19 protein-coding genes are annotated in these 21,168 nt (G+C 64.2%); 6 read left to right on the top strand and 13 right to left on the bottom strand.

The window, feature by feature from the left end; genetic code table 11:
- The first annotated feature begins 14 nt into the window (after nt 1-14).
- From metK to AC3WS7_RS08560, 4 genes are read left to right on the top strand one after another with little or no spacing between them, the layout of a single operon-like run.
- On the top strand, nt 15-1,196 hold the full coding sequence (gene metK, locus AC3WS7_RS08575) for a methionine adenosyltransferase (protein WP_296466872.1): 1,182 nt from the start codon (nt 15-17) through the stop codon (nt 1,194-1,196).
- A gap of 53 nt (nt 1,197-1,249) precedes the next feature.
- Entirely contained in the window at nt 1,250-2,491 is a 1,242-nt protein-coding gene (locus AC3WS7_RS08570) for a glycosyltransferase family 9 protein (RefSeq protein WP_492656044.1), read from the top strand.
- Nucleotides 2,488-2,979 (top strand): GtrA family protein, encoded by a 492-nt coding sequence (locus AC3WS7_RS08565; protein ID WP_296466877.1) that lies wholly within the window; start codon nt 2,488-2,490, stop codon nt 2,977-2,979. The genes AC3WS7_RS08570 and AC3WS7_RS08565 overlap by 4 nt, the downstream gene beginning before the upstream one ends.
- A gap of 9 nt (nt 2,980-2,988) precedes the next feature.
- Nucleotides 2,989-4,761: an ArnT family glycosyltransferase gene (locus AC3WS7_RS08560; RefSeq protein ID WP_492656043.1), complete on the top strand. Its 1,773-nt coding sequence runs from the start codon at nt 2,989-2,991 to the stop codon at nt 4,759-4,761.
- Nucleotides 4,762-4,849: 88 nt separating this feature from the next.
- On the opposite strand, the gene AC3WS7_RS08555 is transcribed toward AC3WS7_RS08560, so the two are convergent.
- From AC3WS7_RS08555 to AC3WS7_RS08520, 8 genes are all read right to left on the bottom strand, one after another.
- A complete protein-coding gene (locus AC3WS7_RS08555) occupies nt 4,850-5,683 on the bottom strand; it encodes a shikimate dehydrogenase family protein (protein ID WP_492656177.1) in 834 nt (277 codons plus the stop codon).
- Entirely contained in the window at nt 5,683-6,138 is a 456-nt protein-coding gene (gene aroQ / locus AC3WS7_RS08550) for a type II 3-dehydroquinate dehydratase (protein ID WP_492656042.1), read from the bottom strand. The genes AC3WS7_RS08555 and aroQ overlap by 1 nt, the downstream gene beginning before the upstream one ends.
- Nucleotides 6,139-6,205: 67 nt before the next feature.
- On the bottom strand, nt 6,206-7,213 hold the full coding sequence (locus AC3WS7_RS08545; RefSeq protein ID WP_492656041.1) for a TRAP transporter substrate-binding protein: 1,008 nt from the start codon (nt 7,211-7,213) through the stop codon (nt 6,206-6,208).
- 100 nt (nt 7,214-7,313) lie between these two features.
- Nucleotides 7,314-8,591, bottom strand: a complete 1,278-nt coding sequence (locus AC3WS7_RS08540; protein ID WP_296466889.1) for a TRAP transporter large permease subunit — start codon at nt 8,589-8,591, stop codon at nt 7,314-7,316.
- 16 nt (nt 8,592-8,607) lie between these two features.
- Nucleotides 8,608-9,162 (bottom strand): TRAP transporter small permease, encoded by a 555-nt coding sequence (locus tag AC3WS7_RS08535; protein ID WP_492656040.1) that lies wholly within the window; start codon nt 9,160-9,162, stop codon nt 8,608-8,610.
- A 160-nt stretch (nt 9,163-9,322) separates the two neighbouring features.
- A complete protein-coding gene (locus AC3WS7_RS08530; protein ID WP_492656039.1) occupies nt 9,323-10,000 on the bottom strand; it encodes a TetR/AcrR family transcriptional regulator in 678 nt (225 codons plus the stop codon).
- 219 nt (nt 10,001-10,219) lie between these two features.
- On the bottom strand, nt 10,220-10,657 hold the full coding sequence (locus AC3WS7_RS08525; protein ID WP_296466895.1) for a type II 3-dehydroquinate dehydratase: 438 nt from the start codon (nt 10,655-10,657) through the stop codon (nt 10,220-10,222).
- Between the two features lie 5 nt (nt 10,658-10,662).
- Nucleotides 10,663-11,673 (bottom strand): TRAP transporter substrate-binding protein, encoded by a 1,011-nt coding sequence (locus tag AC3WS7_RS08520; protein ID WP_492656038.1) that lies wholly within the window; start codon nt 11,671-11,673, stop codon nt 10,663-10,665.
- 128 nt (nt 11,674-11,801) lie between these two features.
- Between AC3WS7_RS08520 and AC3WS7_RS08515 the strand changes: the two genes are divergently transcribed.
- The gene (locus AC3WS7_RS08515; RefSeq protein WP_492656037.1) at nt 11,802-12,593 is read left to right on the top strand and encodes an IclR family transcriptional regulator; all 792 of its coding nucleotides are present in this window, start codon (nt 11,802-11,804) and stop codon (nt 12,591-12,593) included.
- 12 nt (nt 12,594-12,605) lie between these two features.
- Here AC3WS7_RS08515 and ygiD read toward each other — a convergent pair whose 3' ends face one another.
- From ygiD to AC3WS7_RS08500, 3 genes are all read right to left on the bottom strand, one after another.
- Nucleotides 12,606-13,511: a 4,5-DOPA-extradiol-dioxygenase gene (gene ygiD, locus AC3WS7_RS08510; RefSeq protein ID WP_492656036.1), complete on the bottom strand. Its 906-nt coding sequence runs from the start codon at nt 13,509-13,511 to the stop codon at nt 12,606-12,608.
- 139 nt (nt 13,512-13,650) lie between these two features.
- Complete coding sequence (locus tag AC3WS7_RS08505; protein WP_492656035.1) at nt 13,651-14,265, bottom strand: hypothetical protein; 615 nt, start codon at nt 14,263-14,265, stop codon at nt 13,651-13,653.
- Nucleotides 14,262-15,443, bottom strand: coding sequence for an exo-alpha-sialidase (locus AC3WS7_RS08500; RefSeq protein ID WP_492656034.1), 1,182 nt, complete (start codon nt 15,441-15,443; stop codon nt 14,262-14,264). The genes AC3WS7_RS08505 and AC3WS7_RS08500 overlap by 4 nt, the downstream gene beginning before the upstream one ends.
- Nucleotides 15,444-15,513: 70 nt before the next feature.
- On the opposite strand from AC3WS7_RS08500, the gene AC3WS7_RS08495 reads away from it, so the two are divergent.
- Entirely contained in the window at nt 15,514-16,539 is a 1,026-nt protein-coding gene (locus tag AC3WS7_RS08495; RefSeq protein WP_492656033.1) for a pirin family protein, read from the top strand.
- Between the two features lie 79 nt (nt 16,540-16,618).
- Here AC3WS7_RS08495 and AC3WS7_RS08490 read toward each other — a convergent pair whose 3' ends face one another.
- Both AC3WS7_RS08490 and AC3WS7_RS08485 read right to left on the bottom strand, forming a co-directional pair.
- Nucleotides 16,619-17,269 carry an FMN-binding negative transcriptional regulator gene (locus tag AC3WS7_RS08490; RefSeq protein ID WP_492656032.1) on the bottom strand — a complete coding sequence of 217 codons (651 nt, stop codon included), beginning with the start codon at nt 17,267-17,269 and terminating at the stop codon, nt 16,619-16,621.
- 11 nt (nt 17,270-17,280) lie between these two features.
- Nucleotides 17,281-21,024 carry a DUF748 domain-containing protein gene (locus AC3WS7_RS08485; RefSeq protein WP_492656031.1) on the bottom strand — a complete coding sequence of 1,248 codons (3,744 nt, stop codon included), beginning with the start codon at nt 21,022-21,024 and terminating at the stop codon, nt 17,281-17,283.
- Nucleotides 21,025-21,168 lie beyond the last annotated feature (144 nt).

Below are 21,168 nucleotides of genomic sequence, written 5' to 3'. Positions count from 1 at the left end.
TTGGAGACCCAGTTATGGCGAACGATTTTCTCTTTACCTCCGAGTCTGTGTCTGAAGGCCACCCCGACAAAGTCGCCGACCAGATTTCTGACGCGATCCTGGACGCGATTTTCAAGCAGGACCCCAAGTCCCGCGTGGCAGCCGAAACCCTGACTAATACCGGTCTTGTGGTGCTGGCCGGTGAAATCACCACCAACGCACATGTCGACTACATCCAGGTGGCACGTGACACCATCAAACGCATCGGCTACGACAACACCGAATACGGCATCGACTACAAGGGTTGCGCCGTGCTGGTCGCGTACGACAAACAGTCCAACGACATCGCACAGGGCGTGGACCATGCGTCCGACGACCACCTGAACACCGGCGCCGGTGACCAGGGCCTGATGTTTGGCTACGCCTGCGACGAAACGCCCGAGCTGATGCCCGCCCCCATCTACTACGCCCACCGCCTGATGGAGCGCCAGGCCCAGTTGCGCAAGGATGGCCGTCTACCTTTCCTGCGCCCCGACGCCAAGAGCCAGGTGACCATGCGCTATGTGGACGGAAAGCCCCACAGCATCGACACCGTGGTGCTGTCCACCCAGCACAGCCCCGACCAGTCGGAGACCCAACACAAGATGAAGGCCTCGTTCACCGAAGCCATCATTGAAGAAATCATCAAGCCCGTGCTGCCCAAGGAATGGCTGCAAAACACCAAGTACCTGATCAACCCCACAGGCCGCTTTGTGGTGGGTGGCCCGCAAGGTGACTGCGGCCTGACCGGTCGCAAGATCATTGTGGACACCTACGGTGGCGCCTGCCCGCACGGTGGTGGTGCCTTCTCCGGCAAAGACCCGTCCAAGGTGGACCGTTCCGCTGCCTATGCTGCACGCTACGTGGCCAAAAACGTGGTGGCTGCAGGCCTGGCCAAGCAGTGCCAGGTACAAGTGGCCTACGCGATTGGTGTGGCCAAGCCCATGAACATCACGGTCTACACGGAAGGCACGGGCGTCATCCCCGACGACAAGCTGTCGGCCATCGTGGCCGAGGTGTTTGACCTGCGTCCCAAGGGCATCATCCAGATGCTGGACCTGCTGCGCCCGATCTACGAAAAGACTGCGGCCTACGGCCACTTCGGTCGCGAAGAACCTGAGTTCACTTGGGAGCGCACCGACAAGACTGCCGCCCTGCGTGCAGCCGCCGGTCTGTAATACAGACCAACGCCAGCGGCGCAAGCCTGCGCCGCTGGCACAATGCCAACCCGATGAAACTCCAAACACAACGATTCATAGACCGCTGGGTTGGCCAAGTGCTGTGTGGTGCGGTGTCGGCTTGGGTGCGCTTCACCGGGCTATGGACTGCGCCTGCCACCGTGGATACCAAGGCCAAGAATATTCTGGTTATCCTGCTCTCCGAAATGGGCAGCATCGTGTTGGCAGGCCCCATGTTTGCGGAGTTGCGCCGCAAATACCCGCAAGCGGCCATCCACATCCTGCAGCTCAAGAAAAACCAGGAGGTCTCCAAACTCCTGCAACTGACCCAGCCTGAGAACATGCACACGCTGGACGACAGTTCTGGCGGCGCGCTGATCGGCGACATCCTCAAGGTCAGCTTGGCCATGCGCAAGCTGGGTCTGGACGCGGTGATCGACTGCGAACTGTTCTCGCGCGTCAGCGCCCTGCTCTCCTTCAGCACCGGTGCGCCGGTGCGTGTGGGCTTTACCCCGCACACCCAGGAAGGCCTGTACCGCGGCAGCTTCATCAACCACGCGATTCCCTACAACCCCTACCAGCACATCAGCAAACAGTTCCTGTCGCTGGTGGACGCGATGGATTCTGCAGGCAGCGCACCGCGCAACAAGGCCGCACCAATCCGCGTGGTGCCCACAGAGACAGAGCTTTTCGTCAAGTTCAGCCCGACCGAGCTGGAGGCCTACCGCGCCAAGGTCCAAAGCGACCACCCAGTCACCATCGATCACCCACTCGTACTGATGTACGCGGGCGGCGGCATATTGCCTGAACGCGCCTGGCCCGCCGCGCACTACGCACGGGTGGCACAGGGCCTGTGTGCCGCGGGTTTTGCCGTAGGGCTGATCGGCCTGAAAGACGACGCACAGCTGGCCAAGGATTTGAAGGCCCAGGTGGGCAGCGAAGCCTGCCTGGATTTGACCGGCTACACCAAGAGCATCCGCGAACTGCTGATGCTGTTTCATGCGTCCGAGCTGCTCATCACCAACGACGGCGGCCCCGGCCACTTTGCCACGGTCACCCCCATTCAGACCATGGTGTTTTTTGGTCCGGAGACCGGCAAGCTGTACGGCCCGCTGGGCACGCGCAACACCGTGCTGGAAAGTGGCATTGCCTGTTCGCCCTGTCTGTCCGCCTACAACCACCGCCTGACCTTTTGCGACGGTGACAACCAGTGCCTCAAACGTATTGCCCCTGACCCGGTGCTGGACCAAGCCTTGGCCTACCTGAGAACCCGCACCGAGGCTGCCAGCGTATGAGCGGCGTGAACGGACTGCAACGCGCCGTGTTGTGGGCGCTGGGCCTGCTGGAGCGTTACCGCTTCATCAAATTCGGCATCGTGGGCGCCAGCGGTGTGGTGGTGAATCTGACCGTGCTGCACCTGGGCCACGAATACCTGTTCAACGCCATTGAGGCTGGGTACAAAAAACCGTACCTCTCTCTGGCCCTGGCCATCGCACTGGCCACCCTCAACAACTTCACCTGGAACCGGCTCTGGACCTGGGCCGACCGGGTGAAAACGCTGGAAGCCGGTGAGATGCAACCCGTGAGCCTGCGCCTGCTGGGCATGGAGTTTGGCCAGTATGTCACCGCATCGGCCTTTGGCAGCGGCTTGCAGTACGTGCTCACGCTGCTACTGTCGGGCAGCATGGACTACCGCGTGGCCAACATCATCGCCATCATCGCGGCCAGCGTGAGCAACTTTTTGGCCAACGACCGCTGGACCTTCAAGCGCCCGAAAGAGTGAGCGACACCCATGGGGTCAAGTTTCAAGCGTTTTGAGCCACTAGCCCGCACCGAAATTGCGTGGATAGCTCTTGTTTTTATAGCATCAATCCTCTACCTGCTGGGCTTGGGCGGCCCCTACGCCCCCACCAATGGCGACGAGATGGTCTACATCCATATCGCCCGCATGACGGCCGAGAGCGGCCACTGGCTGCCGCTGCAGTCCGAGCTGCTGGGCACGCGCAACACCAAGCCGCCCCTGCTGATCTGGCAGGCCATGGTGGCCGGTGGCTGGGGCCAGAGCTGGGACCTGTTCGCGCTACGCCTGCCCAGCATTGCCTACACCTTTGCCACCACCGCCCTGCTGGCCTTCTTTGCGCACCGCATGGCGGCCACGCCCGGCAAGCTGCGTGCCGCATGTATTGCCGCGGCGCTGTACCTGCTGTTTTTCTCCACCTTCCGTTACGGGCGTGTCTACCTCACCTCGGCGCCCGAAACCTTTTGGCTGGCGCTGCCCATGTGGTGGGTGTTGTGGCTTCGCGTACGCAACAAGACCTTGAACCCGCCCCCTGCACTGGGCTGGCTGGCCTACACGCTGTTTGGCGCTGCCATGGGTTTGGGCGCGGCCTACAAATCGTTTGCCCTGGTGGCGCCGGCTGCGGCGGCACTGTGGTGCGCCGTGCTGCTGAGTGAACCATTTGCCTGGCGCACCACGCTGCGCACCACCGTGGGCGTGGCCTGGAGCACGCTGCTGGGGGTGGGCATTTTTGCGCTGTGGTTTGTGCTGGACCCCGACCCGGCTGCCGTGTGGCAAGAGTTTGTGGTGGCCGAGAACGCCGGCAAGATGTCCAACACCATGGGGTACTGGCAAGCCGCGCTGTCAGGCCCCTACCCCATGTGGACGCAGTTGCTGGCCTACCCCGAGAACGCGGGCCTGCTCGCCTTCATGGCCTTGGGCTTTTGTGCACTGGTGTTGTGGCGCGGTGTGCGCCGCGAGAGTTATGCGCAACTCACGCCTGCGCTGTGGGTGCTGCTGGCCTGGCTGCTGGTGTGGCTGGTGGTGTTCACCATTCCCAGCCAACGCTCGGCGCGCTACGTCATTCCGGCCATGCCGGCGCTGGCCATTGCCATGGCGCTGGTGTGGGACCGGCTGCCCCGCGTCTGGTTCTGGGTCACGCTGCTGGTGTGCGCCCCGGCACTGGTGATGCTGGCCCGCATTGGCTGGGTGATGGGCAGCATGGGGATTGCCAACACGGCGGAAGTTGCTACGACTTTGATAGCTGCTTGCGCAGGATTGGTGGGTGTTACAGGCGGTTTTATCTACAAACCATGGGTCCGCAATGCAACCCTGGTGGCTTGCCTGGCGGTGTATGGCTGCTTTGGACTCATGGTGGCGCCACTCTCCAAGCCCGCAGCGGACTACAGCCCCACCGTGCAAGCACAGATGCAGGGCCAACGGGTGGTTGTGCCCAATGGATTCACCGGCCAGTACGAGCGTTTTCACTTTGTGCTGCCTGGTGCGCGCATCACGCCGTACGACGCCGAAGGCCGCAACACCGGAGCGCTGTACCCCGACATGCCCGCCAAGGAACGGCTGGACAAACTGTTGGCGGAGTTCGATGCCGTGGTCTGGCTGCAAGAAGACCTGAACGAAGCCCCCAGCTGCCTGCCGCACTGCACGCTGGTGGCCCAACGCTGGCATGTGAAGAGCCGCCACAAGAGCGGCGAGGTGACGCTGGATAACCTGTGGCAACCGCAGGAGTGGTTGTTCCGCCGCGAATGGCTGCTGGTGCGCAAGCCTTAGTCACACCTCCGGCTCACCCACTTCACTCCTGATTTCATAGCTGCTTGCGCAGCATCCACGAGGTCTAGAGGCCTAAAAGGCTTAAAAATCAGTACCGCAGCGTCGCCACGGCCCGCAGCTCTTCGGGGGTGGTGCTGGGCAGGCCAAAGTACTCGAGGTAGGCCGGAATCTGCTCGAACAGCATGTCCGAGCCCACCTGCACCTTGCAGCCGCGCGCCATGGCCGCAGCGAGAAAGGCGGTGGTCTCGGTCTTCATGACCACTTCGCCCACAAAGGTGCTGGACGACAGGCGCGTCACATCCAGCGGCATGGCATCGCCTTCGTTCATGCCCAAGGGGGTGGCATTCACCACCAGGTCAAAACCCACCGGGTCGGTGGAGCCGGTCAAGACCTCGAGCTGCGGATAGTGCTGGCGCAGGCGGGCAGCCAGACCATCAGCTGCAGTCGCGTTGACATCAAACACCGCCAGGGCAGACAGTCCCTCGGCCGCCAGCGAGGCCGCAATGGCGCAACCCACACCACCACTGCCCACCACCAGCGCGCGTGCGCCCTGCAGCTTCAGGCCCTTGCGCAGCACGCCGCGCACAAAACCGGCACCGTCAAACATGTCGCCTTGCAGCTGCCCATGGGGGCCCAGGCGTACGGCGTTGCACGCGCCCGCAATGGCGGCGGTGGGCGACAGCTCGTCCACCAACTCGGTAGTGGGCACCTTGTGCGGCATGGTGATCAGCGCGCCGCGGATGTTGGTGAGCGTGAACACGCTGCGCAAAAATGCGGCGTAGTCCGGGCTCTGGCAACCCATGGGCACCACCACCACATTGGCCCCGGCTTTTTCAAACCAGGGGTTGTAAATCATGGGTGCCTTGAAGGCGTGCGTGGGGAAGCCAATGTGGGCAATGACTTCGGTGTTGCCGTTGATGATCATGCTTGCACGGCCTTGGCAGCCTTGGCCGCGTTGACACCGGCGCGCAGGGCCAGCAAATAGCTGTCCGCGCCAAAGCCGGCAATCTGGCCTTTGACGATGTCGGCAAACACCGACTTGTGGCGGAATTCCTCGCGCGCGTGGATGTTGGACATGTGCAGCTCCACCACCGGGCAGGTCAGGATGGAAATGGCATCGCGGATGCCGTAGCTGTAGTGCGTCCAGGCACCGGCATTGATCAGCACCGCGTCCACCCCCTCGGTAAAGGCCTGGTGGATGCGCTCACACATGGCGCTTTCGCTGTTGGTCTGAAAAGCCTGCACCTCGGCACCCAGCTCGCGGCCCAGTGCGTGCAGATTGGCATTGATCTCGTCCAGCGTGATGGTGCCGTACTGCGCGGGGTCGCGCTTGCCGAACATATTGTGGTTAATGCCGTGCAGCATCAGGACTTTCATACAACCTCGGAAAGACAAAGAGAATCAGCGGCCCTGCGCGGCCACCGGGCCGCGCAGGGGACGGCGCTTACTTGCGGATCTTGGCCAGCTCGGCCTGCACTTCTGCCACGGTGGCTTCGCCCACGTTGGCGCTGTACTTGGCCACCACGGGCTTCATCTTGTCGCGCAGCTTGGCCAGTTCAGCAGGTGAGAACTCGCTCACGGTCATGCCACCCTTTTTGAGGCCGTCCACCGCGGCTGCGGCTTGGGCGCGGGACTGTTCGCGCTGGTACTTGGTCGCGTCGTCCGATGCTTCGTCAATCAGCTTCTTCTCGGCCGCGTTCAAGGTGTCCCAGAACTTCTTGCTGATGATCACCGACTGGGGGTTGTACTGGTGGTTGGTCAGCGTGACGTACTTCTGCACCTCGTACAGCTTGTTGGCGTTGATCACGGTCAGGGGGTTTTCCTGGCCGTCAATCGCCTTCTGCTCCAGCGCGGCGTACAACTCGGGGAAGGGCAGCGGTGTGGGGTTGGCGCCCAGAGCCTTCACCCAGTCCACGTTGATGGGGTTGGGGATCACGCGCAGCTTCAGGCCTTCGATGTCTTCCACCTTGAGGATGGGGCGCTTGCTGTTGGTGATGTTGCGAAAGCCCAGCTCCCAGTACGACAGGCCCACAATACCGCGCTCTTCCAGCTTGGCATGCAGCTTCTTGCCCACCGGGCCGTCCACCAGTGCGTCGGCCTCTTGGGAAGAGCTGATCAGGAAGGGGAAGTCGAAAATCGCCAGCTCTTTGGCCACGCTGGCCAGAATGCCGGTGTTGAGCACCACCATCTCCAGCGTGCCGCCCTGCACGGCCGACACATTGGCCTGGTCACCGCCCAACACACCGCCGGGGAACAGGTTGACCTTGATCTTGCCGCCCGACTTCTTGCTCACGTTTTCGGCAAAACGCTCCATGCCCAGCACCATGGGGTGGCCCTTGGGGTTTTGGGTGGCGAACTTGATCGTGTGTTCACGGATCTCTTGCGCCTGGGCAACACCCAAGGTGGCGAGGACAGCGGCTGCGGCAATGGCTTTGAGGACTGAACGCTTCATGACTTGTCTCCTGAAATTGTGGGAACCGAAAGCGGCTGTACGCAATACAAAAAGCCTGCCGGACGTGGCGTACCCAAGCACGCCCGGCTGCCGTTAACCATCAATAGAACCAGCGGGCCGGCACCATCACCAGCTGCGGGAAGGCCACCATCAAAAACATGATGGCGAACTGCGCAAACATGAAGGGCAGAACCCCTTTGGTCACCTCGTCCATGCCCACCTTGCCCACACCGGCCACCGCGTTCAGCACCGTGCCCACGGGCGGCGTGATCAGGCCGATGGCGTTGTTGATGATGAACATCACACCGAAGTACACCGGGTCAATGCCCGCGGCCTTGACCACCGGCATCAGCACCGGCGTCAGCAGCAAAATCGTGGGCGTCATGTCCAGTGCCGTGCCCACCACGATGGTGAGAATCATGATGGCCAGCATCAAGAGGCGCGGGCTGTCCAGCAGGGGTTGCAGCAACTCCACCACCTGGCCGGGCAGGTTGGCCACGGTGATCATCCAGGCCGACACCATGGCCGCCGCCACCAGAAACATCACCACCGCACTGGTCTTGGCCGCAGCCACAAACAAGGGCACCAGCTTGCTGAAATTGAGTTCGCGGTAGACCACGGTGGACACAAACAGCGAATACACCGCTGCCACCACGGCCGCCTCGGTCGGGGTGAACACCCCAAACTTCAGGCCGAACACGATGATGAAGGGCAGCACCAGCGCCCAGGTCGCCAGGCGCATGGCCTCCAGCACCTCAGCCGCACTCTTGCGCGGTGGCGGCACCACCATTTCCTTGCGCACCAGCCACCACCAGGTGGCCACCAGCGACAGAGCCAGCCACACACCCGGGAAGATGCCGGCCATGAACAGCTTGGAAATCGACACGTTGGCCGCCACGCCAAAGATCACAAAGCCGATGCTGGGCGGAATGATGGGCGCGATGATGCCGGCCGACGCAATCAGCCCGGCCGAACGGGCGCGGTCGTGGCCCGCCGCCACCATCATGGGCAGGAGCAATGCAGTCAACGCGGCCGCGTCGGCCACCGCAGAACCCGACAGCGACGCCATGATCACGGCCGCCACAATCGTCACATAACCCAGGCCGCCCTTGATGTGCCCCACCAGCGCCATGGCGAAGTTCACGATGCGGCGCGACAGACCGCCCGCGTTCATGATCTCGCCCGCCAGCATGAAGAAGGGCACCGCCAGCAGCGGAAAGCTGTTGGCCCCTTCGATCACGTTCTGCGCCAGGATCTGCGCATCAAACATGTTCATCTGCCACATCAGTGCCGCACCACACAGCAGCAGGGCAAAGGCAATCGGCACCCCCAGCGCCATGGCCGCCAGCAACGAACCCAGAAAAATTGCAATCGTCATCTCAGTCGCTCCGGGCTCAGTTGCGGGAAGGGGAATGGCCACCAGAGTCACCGCCATGCGGTGCTTCTTCGGACTCCTGGATCAGCACCAGGTGTGCGTCATCCACCTGGCCGATGAGCAGACGCCACAGGTCCGTCAGCACAATGGGCGCGCCCAGTACGGCAAACACCACCCCCGAGGCATAGAAAATGCCCATGGACACTTCCATCACCGGGCTGGTGGACTCCTTGTTGATGAGGTACTGGTCGTAAGAACCTTTGGCCACCAACCACAGGCAAAACAACATGAGCACGAGGGACAGCGCCATGCATACCTTCTTGCCAGTGGCGCCCAAGCGGCCCACCAGCATGTCGGTGCCCAGGTGGGCTTTTTCATGCAGGGCGACCACAGCCCCCATGAAGGTGACCCACACAAACAACCAGCGCGACAGTTCTTCAGACAGGGTGAAACCCGAGTTGAACGCATAGCGCATCACCACATTGCCAAACACCAGCACCACCATCAGCGCCAGTGCTGCGGCAATCAGGTAGCCCAGCAACTTGCAGTACCCATTGATAAATTTGTTGACCACGCAACGCTCCAGATTTCGTACGTTTGTTAATGTACGAACTAGTTAGTTTTAAGAGATGCGGGTTTTCCCTAGATCTATCGCGCATAGCCGGGAAAGCTGTTATGCCGAAAGTGAATTGCTTGCACGCCCCCTGCGCGCGAGGCGCGCCATGCCTGCGGGATTACTTGCGCACGAAGCGCACCACCATCTCGGTGATGCTGGCACGGCGGGCGTCGGACTGCGCGTTCTGCACCTTGTCCTTGAAGATCAGCCCGAAGGTGTGGCGGTTGGAGACGTTGAAAAACGCCAGCGCCGAGATCGACGCGTGGATGTCCACCGGGTCCAGCCCCGGGCGGAACACGCCCTGCTGCACGCCCCGGTCATAGAGCTGGCGAATCGCCTGAATGGCCGGTACATTGAGCTGCTGGATGGTCTTGCTCTGCGCCAGGTAGCTGCCCTGCTCGATGTTTTCGTTCATCACCAGGCGGATGAAATCCTCGTTGTCCGCATGCCGGTCGAAGGTGAACTCCACCAGCCGGCGCAAGGCCGCCTCGGGCTCCATGTCCTCCAGATGCAACTGCCCCTCAATCTGGCGCATACGCCGATACGACTCTTCCAGCACCGCCACGTACAGCCCCTCTTTGCTGCCGTAGTAGTAATAAATCATGCGCTTGCTGGTGTGGGTGGCCTCGGCAATCGCATCGATGCGCGCACCACTCAGCCCCTTGGCCGCGAACTCTTTGGTCGCCATCGCCAGAATGCCAGCCATGGTGCGCGCCGGGTCGTTGGTGCGCGAGGGCGCAGCCACCGGCTTGGCTGGGGAGTTGGTGCTTCCCGCGGAATGTACTGACTGGTTCATTTCGCGAGTATAGAAGGCCAAAAGTCCTCTGCCCGCACGCCCCCTACCACTAGCATGGCACGCTTCGTAGATGTGACGTTCACAGAAAAGACGGTGTTTGCCCGCTCAGGCCATGACCGTGCCCCGGATGCTGGCGTGTTGCCTGTAAGCGTGGTGCGCTGAATCTGGCGCACCCCAAACAAAAAGGGCCAGCCCCATCGGGTTGGCCCTTTTTTGTGCCTACGACGCCTGCGCCAGCTCCACCACTGCGCGCAGCCCCATGGTGTACGAGCGCCAGCCCAGCCCCTGGATCGTCGCCTTCACCGCGGGCGAGATGATGGAGTGTGACCGCCAGGGCTCACGTGCCGCGATGTTCGACATGTGAATTTCCAGCACAGGAAACGGCATCGCCTTGATCGCGTCGTGCAGTGGCACGCCGTGCTGGGTGAGCCCAGCCGGATTCAGCAAGGCCCCCTGCACCGTGTCGATGCGCTCGTGCAGCTTGTCGATCAGCGTGCCTTCGTGGTTGGACTGCAGGATCTCCAGTTCCACCCCCAACTCCGCAGCCAGGGCCTGGAGTTTGGCGTTGATCTCGGCCAACGTGGTGGTGCCATAGATATGGGGTTCACGCCGCCCAAACAGGTTGAGATTGGGGCCGTGCAGGATGAGGAATTTCATGGTATTCACAGCTTGGAGACCCGTTCCAGTTCGGCTTTGAACAGGGCCACAGTCGCCGGGTCGTAGGCAGAGGAGAACTTGTCGTAAACGGGACGCACATCGGCACGCATGCGGTCCAGTTCGGCGGGCGGAATGTCGTTGTAGATCATGCCCTTGGCCTTCAACTCGCCCAAGGCCTTGCTGGAAACCTCGCGGCTCACCGTGCGCTGCCAGTTCTGGGCTTCAGTGGCGGCGTCTTGCAGCAGTTTCTGCTCCACCGGTGAGAGACGGTCCCAGAAGCGCTTGCTGATCTGGATGGGATTGGTCGCGTAAACGTGGTTGGTGCCGCTCACGTACTTCTGTACTTCATAGAGTTTGCTCGACTCAATCACTGCAAAAGGATTCTCCTGGCCATCGACGGCTTTGCTTTCGAGCGCGCCATACAGTTCGGCAAAGGCCAAGGGCACCGGGTTGGCCTTGAACGTCTTGAAGGTTTCCAGGAACACCGGGTTCGGGATCACGCGCAGCTTCAGGCCCTCCAGATCCGACCCTTTCATGATGGGCCGCTTGCTGTTGGTGACATTGCGAAAGCCCAGGTCGAAGAATCCCAGCACGAGCAGCCCTTTCTCCGGCAGCTTGGCAGCCAGGGCCTTGCCCAGGGGACCGTCGACCAAGGCATCAGCCTGCTTGGCATTGGCAAAAAGAAAAGGAAAGTCGAGCAGGCCGAATTCCTTGACGATGCCGTTCAGGGAGGTGGTCGATGCCACCAGCATCTCCTGCACGCCGCCTTGCAGCGCTGACTGCTGCTGCAGCTCGTTGCCAAGCTGGGAAGCCGCGAACTCCTGCACCTTGATTTTTCCGCCGCTCTTGGCCGCCACGATTTCGGCGAACTTGCGCACGCCCAGGCTGGTCGGATGACCGGCATTGTTCAAGTGGCCGAACTTGATGGTGCGTTCCTGGATGTCCTGGGCCTGGACGCCAAAGCTGGTGATGGCCAAAGCCAGGGCGCTAAGGCCCAGCACGAAAGATCTGCGCATGGTGTGTCTCCTGGGGTGTCTGGTCGGGATCTGAAAGGTCGCCCCGCTCCTGCCGACTATTATTCGGACCCAATGAGAAATACTTTCCAAATTGGAAAACAATTTCTCTATATAAAAAGGAAACTTCCATGAGTACCGCGCTGGTCCGGGGTCTGCAGATCCTGGAACACATGGCCGCCCACCCCGACGGCTTCCCCCTGGCGCAACTGGCCAGCGAGCTGGACATTCCCCTGAGCGCCTGCCACCGCCTGCTGGCCGACCTGCAGCAGCGCGGCTATGTGCGGCAAGCGCGGGCGCATGGCGACTACCTGCTCACCACCAAGCTGGCCTCGCTGGGCCTGGGCTACCTCAGCAATGTGGGCATGGTCGATGTGGCCGAGCCCCTGCTGGACCGGCTGGCCCAGACCTCGGGCGAGTTGGTGCGCCTGTCCCTGGTGGATGGTGAGCGCCTGACCTGGGTGGCCAAGTCCCAGGGGATGCGCAAGGGCCTTCGCTACGACCCCGATATGGGCATGGACGCCCGCCTCTCCTGCACCGCGTCCGGCCATGCCTGGCTGCTCACCATGAGCGACGAGCGCGCGATGGAGATGGTGTCCCGCCAGGGCTTTGGTGCGCCGGAGGACTACGGCCCGCGCGCGCCCACTACCGTAAAGGCGCTACTGGGCTACCTGCATGCCGCACGTGTGCGCGGCTACGCCATGATCGACGAGGTGTTTGCCCCCGGCATGACCGCCATGGCCGCACCGGTCTACCGGCGCAGGGAGGCGATTGGGGTCATCAGCATTGCCGGGCCCAAGCTGCGGCTCACGCTGGAACGCATGCACACGCTGGCAGAGCCGCTGCTGGCCACCGCCGCCGAGCTGGGGCCCATCAGCAACGCGTCCGCCATGTTTGGCGGGCCACCGCTGGGCAAGGGCTGACGCCAGTGGTGTTCAACCCCAGAGCACTGAACGCATGGAGATGGAGGCGGACTGAAAGCCCGTGTTGAAGAAACGTGGCATCTCGCTGGATCGGGCCGCACCCGCGGCATAGAGCAGCGGCAAGTAGTGGTCGTGTGAGGGATGCGCTTGCTGAGCCACAGCGCCCAGCGACAAAAAGTTTTGCAGCGCGTCCAGTTGCCCCTTCTTGATCTGGTTTTGCACCACCGCATCAAACTCCTGCGCCCAGTCGTAGGCTTCGTTTGGCGCCGTGTCCTGGCGTGTGGCGCGCAGGTTGTGCACGATGTTGCCACTGCCCACGATCAGCACCCCGCGCTCGCGCAGCGCCTGCAGTTGTTTGCCCAGCGCGTAGTGCTCAGCGGGTGCGCGGCTGTAGTCCATGCTCAGCTGCAGCACCGGAATGTCGGCCTTGGGAAACATGGGCTTGAGCACCGACCAGGTGCCATGGTCAAAGCCCCACTGCGCATCCACTCCCAAGGGCGTGCCGTTGGCGGGCGACTTGAGCGTGCTGGCCAGGCTGCGCGCCACCGCGGGTGCACCGGGTGCGGGGTACTGCTGGTCAAACAGCGCTTGTGGAAAACCACCAAAGTCGTGAATCGTTTTGGGCTGCGCCACTCCCGTGAGCTGCCAGCCCGGTGTGAGCCAGTGCGCAGAGATGCACAGAATCAGCTGCGGCCGCACGCCACGCGCCAGCAACTCCACCCCCATGGCCTGCCAGCTGCGCCGCCAGGCGTTGTCCTCGATCGCATTCATGGGGCTGCCATGCCCCACAAACAGCACCGGCAAACGCGGCGAGGGCTTGAGCGCCTGCAGCAGCGGCTGGCTGGCGGCGCTGGCCAGCGGGGCGGTGATCAGGCTGGGGAGTGTGGCCAGGGCGACCAGGGTGGTTCTGCGGTGCATACCAAGGTGGAGTGATGCCAGCACACGAAGTTCCCGCGGCAGGTGCAGGTGCCGCCAAGGCACCCAACCGGGTCAGCATCCAAATTTATGGTTTTTTTGAGCTCCAGCCCCCGTGGTTGCTGCGCCAACAGCTATCAAATCAAGAGCGCCTCAGCACACCCCGTAGCAGATACCCATGCAGCCCCAGCCAGAGCCAGGGGTCCAGCACGGCGTCCCACACGTTGCCGGTGGGCAGGCGCAGCAGCACAAACAGCAGCACGGCCAGTGGCGCCAGCCAAGTGCTCACACGCTGGGCGGCACCGGCCTGCAAGAGGGGCAGCAGAGAGAGCAAGGCCACCACGGCCAAAGCGGGTGCATCAAAGCCCAACCCATACAGCGCCACGGGCAGTTGGGCCAGGGTGTCGAGCAACAAGAGCCAGCCCACCACCAGAGCAACCAGCACCCAAGCAGTCATGGGTTTGCCAGGGCGCGTCATCACGGGCGCCCCCCGCAGCGCTCCCCCGCCCCACCAGGCACACAGCAGCACCAGCAGCACGCTGGGCGCCTGGAAGGCCAGGCCCAGCCAGTACGCGGGTGACACCTCGCCGGGCAGCAGGGTCCACAGCGCGGCCAGTAGCGGCAAGCCCCACACCACGCCGCGGTGCCGGGTAAGGCGGCTGACAAGCACCAGCACCAAGGCAGCCAACACCACGGCCCAGCCCAGTGGCAGCCAAACCTGCATCAGCCACAGCGGCGGCAAAGCGGGCGCATTCATGGCTGCCCCCCCACCGCAAAGCGCTGCCAGGACAAGGTGGCCCGGTCCACGGTGTAGCTGATCCACAAGGCGTCATCGGCCCAGGCCAGCGCAGGGTAAGAAAACTCGGCGTCTTCCGCTCCCTTTGCCAGCGTTTGCTGCAGCGTCCACTGCAGGCCATCGGCGCTGCGGCTCAGGTCCAACCTGGCGCGGCCCTCGGGGGTGGGGTTGTGGGCCAGCAGCATCTGCTGCGGCCCCAGCGCAAAACCGGCCACGGCGGCGTCGGGGTTGCCCAAGGGCAGGTCCGGCAGATCGGTCCAATGCGCGCCACCATCGTCGGTGCGCGCCGCCGTCACCTTGCCACCGTGCCGCTCATCGCGCATCAGCGCCACCCACTGTGTGGGGCTCTGCGGCAGGATGCTGGGCTGCAGGTTGTGGGTGCGGTTGGACATGCGGGTCAAACCCACAAATTCTCCATTCGCATCCAGCCGCACCGCAGCGGGGTACTTCAGGCCCAGCTCAAAGTGCACCGGCAGCACCGCACCACCGTCTTGCAGGGGCAGCATGGCGTTACGCACCAAAAAACTGGTGTTCCACAGCCACGACAAGGGCAACACACGCACCGGCGAAAACGCCAGCTCCGCCAAGTCCTGCGAGGCACTGCTTTGCTGCAAATGCAGTACCCGGCTGGCGGCCCATCCGCCCCAACCCGTGGCCACCACAAACAGGTGCATGCGGCCCTGCGCATCCGTCCACGCCACCGGGTTGCCCAGGCGGCGCAGGCCATGGCCCAGCAAATCGCCCATTTGGTGGCGGTTCACCACAAAGCATGGCGGCAGCCAGGCCTGGGTGGCGCGGTCCCATTGGCTGGCGGCAATCTGCACCAGCGGGCCACTCTCGCGCTCGCCCGAAAACCAGAACAGGCTCAGGGCTGCGGCGTGCCCAGCCGGCATGGGCAGCAGGCTGCTGGCGTGGGCAGCGGCGGTGCCGGCTGGCATGGGCACATCGCCCCCGGCCACGCGTTGAAGTTGCGCCGCCTGCACCGGCTGGCCACCCACGGCGATGGCCGGCATCTGCGCCAGCGCGGGTGCGGCCGTTGGCGGCCGCACGGCATGGTCTGCGCCCAGCAGCACGGCCAGGCTGGCCAGCACCAGGGCCACACGCCCCCCGGGATGGGCCAAAAGAGAAGACAAGAACATGCGTCGATCTTAGTGGGGTGCCACAGGGGCTCTGGCGCCATGGCTGCAAAAAACCGCCAAGCCGGGGACAATGCGGGGCATGAAAACCCTGCTCTCCATCGCCCCCCTGAGTTTCCCCTGGCAGACCCTGGACCCCTTCCTGTTCTGCGTGCACCACAACGACGCCTACCCGGCGGGCAACGCGCAGATGGCGCCCAACCCGGCGCTGCTGGCAGGCCGCGACATCGGCCAGGACTTTGCGGGCAAGGACGGCTGGAGCATGTACCACGGCGACACCGTGCCCGGTTTTCCCTCGCACCCGCACCGGGGGTTTGAAACGGTCACCATCGTGCGCAACGGCCGCATCGACCACTCCGACTCACTGGGCGCCACCGCCCGCTTTGGCGGTGGCGATGTGCAGTGGCTCACGGCCGGCAAAGGCATCGTGCACTGCGAGATGTTTCCGCTCTTGCACACCGATGCCCCCAACCCCACCGAGCTGTTCCAGATCTGGGTCAACCTGCCGGCCAAACACAAAATGGCCGAGCCCCACTTCACCATGTTTTGGCACGAAGACATTCCCCGCATCACTGCCACCGATGCGCAAGGCAGGACCACCGACGTGGTGTGTATTGCCGGCACGCTGGAAGGCAAAAAGGCCCTGCCCCCGCCACCCGACTCCTGGGCCAGCGAGCCCGGCAGCGACCTGGGCATCTACACCGTCAAACTCAGCCCCGGCGCGCAGTGGACGCTGCCCGCCGCCGCCAGCGCCGCCACGCGGCGCATCCTGTATTTCTTCAAGGGTGGGGCACTCACCGTGGCGGGTGAACCGGTGCCAGTCAAATCCGTGATGGAAGTACAGGCCGACCATGACTGCAGTTTCGTCAACGGCGATGCCGAGAGTGAACTGCTGGTGCTGCAGGCCCGCCCGATTGGCGAGCCGGTGGCGCAATACGGTCCGTTTGTGATGAACACCCAGCAAGAGATTCACCAGGCCTTTGCCGACTACCGCCGCACCGAGTTTGGCGGCTGGCCCTGGGGCGCCAATGACCCGGTGCACCCACGCGACAAGGGCCGCTTTGCCAAGCATGCGGATGGAAAAATAGAAGAGCGTTAACCCCCACGCTCCGCCGCTGCGCGGGTCGCTGCCCCCCCCAAGGGGGCGTATTCAGCTGGGGGCGGACCGGCGCTGAGACCTAGCCCCTCTTCGCGTTCACCCCCAACGCATCCACCAGCCCCGCCATCGCGGCACCCGCCTCGGTGCCCAAGCCGTGCAAGCCCTGCTGCACGGTGGTCTGGTTGGTGGCGGGCTGGTTCTGGCTGACCTTCCATTTGCCGGCCAGGCTGTCGATGGGAATTTCAATGCCCACCACCGCCGCAATCATGCGGTCGGTGTAGTCGCGCGGGGCGTCGTCCACGGCCCAAGGGCGCACCATGCCCGCCTCCTGCTGGCCCGTCAGCTCCGCCATCTGCGCACGTATCCAGGCCGCATCGTCATGCACCCGCAGCAGGCCCTTGGCATGCACCACCGCGTAGTTCCACGTGGGCACCACCTTGCCGTGTTCAGCCTTGCTGGCATACCAGCCGGGGCTGATGTAATGCTGCGGGCCCTGGAAGATGACCAGCACCGGTGTCGCCAGATCGGTTTCGCGCCACAGCGGATTGGCACGCGCCACATGGCCCACCAGCGTAGGGCGGGCCACGCCCTCGGTGCGCAACAGCAGCGGGATGTGGTTGGCCTCCAACCCCTGCGCCGTCAGCGTCACCAGGGTCGCCAGGGGGTGGCTGCGCACCAAGGCGTGTAGCACCTCGGCGCGGGTTTCCTCAAAGTGGCTGGGCTGGTACATACGGCACCCGGCTACTGACTGGCCAGGTTGAGCTCGGCCTGCGGCTTGGCCTCCGCCGCAGCGCCGCCGGTTTTCACTGCGCCCAAAAACAGGCGCTCGGCACTCACCTGTTTCGCAGCCAGGTAGTCCTTGACCACCACGCCACGCTGGAGCGCCAGCTCGCGGGCAGCCTCGTCGTTGACGGTGATGTTGGCCAGCAACAGGGCCTCCATGTCAGGCACCTCGATGTCCTTGGTGAGGCCTACCAGGTTGCGCGGCTTGGTGATGTCGGCGCGGCGGTAGACCGCGCGCAGCAGCACCGGCATTTCCTCGGCGCTGTAGCTGGCCACGGCCGCCGCGTCTTGCCCCTGCGCGGTGGCGCGACGGCGTTTCTCGGCCAGCAGCAGGCCCTTGAGGCGTTCGCGCTTGATGGCTTCGCGCTCGGCCTCTACATTGGCCGTGCCTTGCACGGTCAAGCGCAGGCCGGGGCGGTCCACCAGCGCCTTGGCGACCTTGTCCAGCCCGGCCTTGGCCGGGTCGGTCAGCACACTGCTACCGGGTGCAAAAGCCACAGTGCTCAACTCTGCACTGCCGCCGCCACCGAAGGCATTGGCCAGCAGACTAAAGGGGGCGGTGATGGCCTTGGCTACCAGGTTGGTGATGACTTTCCAGATCACCGGACCAATGCGGAACTGCGGATCGTTGAGCGAGCCGCTGATCGGCAGGTCCAGGTCAATCACGCCATTGCGGTCGGCCAGCAGGGCCACCGCCAGCTTGACGGGCAGGCTATTGGGTGCGCCGTCCACCTTGTCGCCAAAGGTCAGCTGGTTCAGCACCAGTTTGTTGGTGGCGGTGAGCTGGCCATCGGGTTGCACGGTGTAGCGCACATCCAGGCTGAGCTTGCCGCGCTCGATGCCATAACCCGCGTACTTGACCGCATAGGGTGAGAGCGGCGACAGCTCCAGGTCGCGCACCTTGCCCGCAATGTCCAGCGCCAAAGGCTTGGCCAGCGGGTTGAGCTTGCCGGTGATGTCCAGCGACGCGGTGCCTTCGGCCCGCCCACGCAGCTCCAGGTCGGCCAGCTGCACCACGCCGTTGGAGGGCTGGCTGGAGAACTGGCTGAGCTTGCCGGTCAGGTCGCTCAGGTTGGCGGTGTAGTTGGGCTGGATGAAACGGTCGGAAAACAGCACCCGACCGTTGACCAGGCTGATAGGGCCCATGGTGATGACGGCGTCGGGCCCGGCGCTGGCACTCGCGGCTGCGGATGCAGCAGGTGCCGGGGCCGATGCTGCGGCACCGGGTGGCGTGCTGGCGGCCGCCTCGGCCTGGGCCGGGGTTTTGCTCAGGTCCTGCAGGTTCAGGCGGCCATTGGGGTTGACGATAAGACGGGCGTAAAAGTCGGACAGCGCCGCCTCGCGCACGTTCACCCGCGTGGCGGCACCGGGCACCATGGCCAGGTCGATGCCGGGCACGTTGAGCGACTTCCAGCTCAGCAGCTCCTCGGCAAAACTGCCGGCCGCGCCTTGCACGGTGTTGGCACGGAAGTCTTCCAGCTGTGCATCACCCTTGAGTGCGACCTCCGGCCCCTTGGCCGTGCTGGCAAAACGCAGCTGGCCCTTGAAGCTGGCATCGGCCCGCAGCACATCCAGGTTCACCTGGCTGGCCACGTAGGGCGCGAGCGCATGCGCCGGCAGCTCCAGCAACTCCACGGCGCCCTGGGCTTGCACCGGGTCCCAGGCCACGGTGCCTTGGTAACGCAGGCTGCCGGCTTCGGCCTGGCCCGACTTCACGCGGGCGCTCAGCGTCACCGGCACTGGCTTCTTGCCATCCAGCGCGGCACCCTTGGCCTGCAGGTTGAGGGCTGAAATATCCAGCCGCACCGGGCGCGCGTTCACGCGGTCGGTGAACTGCACAGCAGCGTTTTGCAGCTGCAGCTCGCCCAGCGCCACTTTCCAGGGCGCTGCGGGGGGCGCGGTTGCAGCCGGGGTAGCGGCGGCTGGGGCAAGGGGCGCGGCGCCGTGGGCTGCTTTCAGCCAGCGCTCAAACATCCATGTCCCGTCCGTCTCGCGGCGCACGCCGCTGCTGGCACCGGCCAGCAGCAGCTTGCCCACGCGGGCAGTCCGAGCCGCCAGGTCCACCTGGGCATCGCTCACTTCGAGCAGCTTGAACTTGGGCAGGTCCTGGGAGCTGGGGCCCTCAGAGTTGCGCGTATTGCCCGTGGTGGTGGCAGCGGCCGCCATGGCCTTGCTGGCCACCAGGCCCGCGTCGCGCACGGCCAGTTGTTTCACCGTGGCCTGCAGCTTGTCACCGGCCCAGGTGGCACCCAGTTCGGCGTCCAGCACGCCGCGCACCGTGGGCTGCAGCCATGCGGCCAAGTAGGGGTCGGCCAGTGCCAGGGCCAGGCCATTGACGGTGGCTTGGGCGCTGCCTTGCTGGTCGGTCCCCTCTGCCTGCAGGGTCAGGCGCGCGCTGGTCTTGCCCGCGGGCAGGTTGGCGCTGGCCTCGGCGCGCACCGCCTGGTCCATGGGCCAGTGCAGGCCCTGGGCCGTGAGCTCCAGCTCGGTCAGCGCCAGCTTGGCCGGGGTTTGTTGGTCCTGCCAGTCCACCTGGCCACCCCGCAGCGCCAGGCGCTCCAGCGCCAAGGCCCACGGTTTGGCAGTAGCTGGCGTTTCAGTGCCTTTTGGGCCTGTAGCCCCCGTGGTGTCTGCGCGAGCAGCTCCTGTTTTAGGAGCGTCTTTGGCTGCCCCTGTGCTGGCAAGCGCCAGATTGAGGCGGCCATTGCGCGCGCGCAGCACCTGCAAGCGCGGGTTGCTGATCTCCACCGCACCCAGCTTTACCTGCTGCTCCAGTGGGCGCACATCGGCCAGCTCGGTGCGCACCGCGTCCACCGACAGCAAGGGCGCGCCGGTGGCATCCGCCACGGCCAGTTGGCTCACGGTGACCACGCCCGAGAGCGTGACTGCGGTTTGCGGTTGCTGCACAAAACCGATCTTGAGTTCTGCATCCACCACCGCGCTTTGCGGCTGCACAGGCAGGCCTGCCGGCAGGTAGGGCAGATAGGGCTTGAGGTCCAACTGGCTGATCTTCAGCTGCGCCTCGCCCTGGCGGGTTTGGGCGAACGGCGTGCCCTGGGCCGCGGTATCAAAGGCACTGCCATTGAGCACAAAGGCCAGCCGTGGCGCCACCAGCACATCACGCTTGGAATCAAAGTTGCTGAGAAAAGGCACGCTGAGCTGCAGCTCGCGCAGCGTGTGCTGGCGCGGCTGGCCTTGCAGCGCCTGGTCGGTGTAGTCCACGCTGCCGCCACTGAGGGTGACGTTGTAGACCGCAAAGCGCAGCGGATCTCCTGCAGGCGCGTCCGAAGGTGCCTGCAGGCGCTGCACGATGTCGTCGATGTCGTACTGCCCCTTGCCCGTGTGGGTGAGGTACAGCGTGGGCGCCTCCACGGCCACCGCGTCCACCACGGGCGCCAGACGCAGCAGCGACTGCAGCTCGGCATCTACATAGACCCTGGCTACGCTGAACTGCGGGCCACTGCCGTCGGCCTTGGCCACGGCCAGCTCGCGCACTGTGAGCTCCAGCGACCAGGGCGCAAACTCGATGGCACCGATGGTGACCACACGGCCCAGCAACGCCGATAGCCGGGTTTGCGCCTGGCTTTTGGCAATGGACGGCACCAGCGCCCAGGCCAGCCCCCATAGCAACACCAGCGCACCCAGCGCATAGGCCAGGCGGTGCAACCAGGTCAGGACTCGGGGGGACAGTGGTGTCGTCATAGCAAGGGCAAGGAATAAGGACGTCAGTACCGCGCCGGGCGGCGCACAGCAGTGATGGTAACGGCGCTACTTGAGCCGTGCACGCCCCAAAGGTCCGAACGGCTAGCAACACGGCCGTTGACCTGCATCAAGCTCTTGGGCTGG

The sequence above is a fragment of the Rhodoferax sp. EU05-FHT12H12 genome, from assembly GCF_058791215.1.
This window is presented reverse-complemented; position numbering and strand designations above follow the sequence as displayed.

Coding starts and splice junctions, on each gene's coding strand:
- metK (WP_296466872.1), top strand. CDS start 15: ATGGCGAACGATTTTCTCTTTACCTCCGAGTCTGTGTCTGAAGGCCAC.
- AC3WS7_RS08570 (WP_492656044.1), top strand. CDS start 1,250: ATGAAACTCCAAACACAACGATTCATAGACCGCTGGGTTGGCCAAGTG.
- AC3WS7_RS08565 (WP_296466877.1), top strand. CDS start 2,488: ATGAGCGGCGTGAACGGACTGCAACGCGCCGTGTTGTGGGCGCTGGGC.
- AC3WS7_RS08560 (WP_492656043.1), top strand. CDS start 2,989: ATGGGGTCAAGTTTCAAGCGTTTTGAGCCACTAGCCCGCACCGAAATT.
- aroQ (WP_492656042.1), bottom strand. CDS start 6,138: ATGAAAGTCCTGATGCTGCACGGCATTAACCACAATATGTTCGGCAAG.
- AC3WS7_RS08545 (WP_492656041.1), bottom strand. CDS start 7,213: ATGAAGCGTTCAGTCCTCAAAGCCATTGCCGCAGCCGCTGTCCTCGCC.
- AC3WS7_RS08540 (WP_296466889.1), bottom strand. CDS start 8,591: ATGACGATTGCAATTTTTCTGGGTTCGTTGCTGGCGGCCATGGCGCTG.
- AC3WS7_RS08530 (WP_492656039.1), bottom strand. CDS start 10,000: ATGAACCAGTCAGTACATTCCGCGGGAAGCACCAACTCCCCAGCCAAG.
- AC3WS7_RS08525 (WP_296466895.1), bottom strand. CDS start 10,657: ATGAAATTCCTCATCCTGCACGGCCCCAATCTCAACCTGTTTGGGCGG.
- AC3WS7_RS08520 (WP_492656038.1), bottom strand. CDS start 11,673: ATGCGCAGATCTTTCGTGCTGGGCCTTAGCGCCCTGGCTTTGGCCATC.
- AC3WS7_RS08515 (WP_492656037.1), top strand. CDS start 11,802: ATGAGTACCGCGCTGGTCCGGGGTCTGCAGATCCTGGAACACATGGCC.
- ygiD (WP_492656036.1), bottom strand. CDS start 13,511: ATGCACCGCAGAACCACCCTGGTCGCCCTGGCCACACTCCCCAGCCTG.
- AC3WS7_RS08505 (WP_492656035.1), bottom strand. CDS start 14,265: ATGAATGCGCCCGCTTTGCCGCCGCTGTGGCTGATGCAGGTTTGGCTG.
- AC3WS7_RS08500 (WP_492656034.1), bottom strand. CDS start 15,443: ATGTTCTTGTCTTCTCTTTTGGCCCATCCCGGGGGGCGTGTGGCCCTG.
- AC3WS7_RS08495 (WP_492656033.1), top strand. CDS start 15,514: ATGCGGGGCATGAAAACCCTGCTCTCCATCGCCCCCCTGAGTTTCCCC.
- AC3WS7_RS08490 (WP_492656032.1), bottom strand. CDS start 17,269: ATGTACCAGCCCAGCCACTTTGAGGAAACCCGCGCCGAGGTGCTACAC.
- AC3WS7_RS08485 (WP_492656031.1), bottom strand. CDS start 21,024: ATGACGACACCACTGTCCCCCCGAGTCCTGACCTGGTTGCACCGCCTG.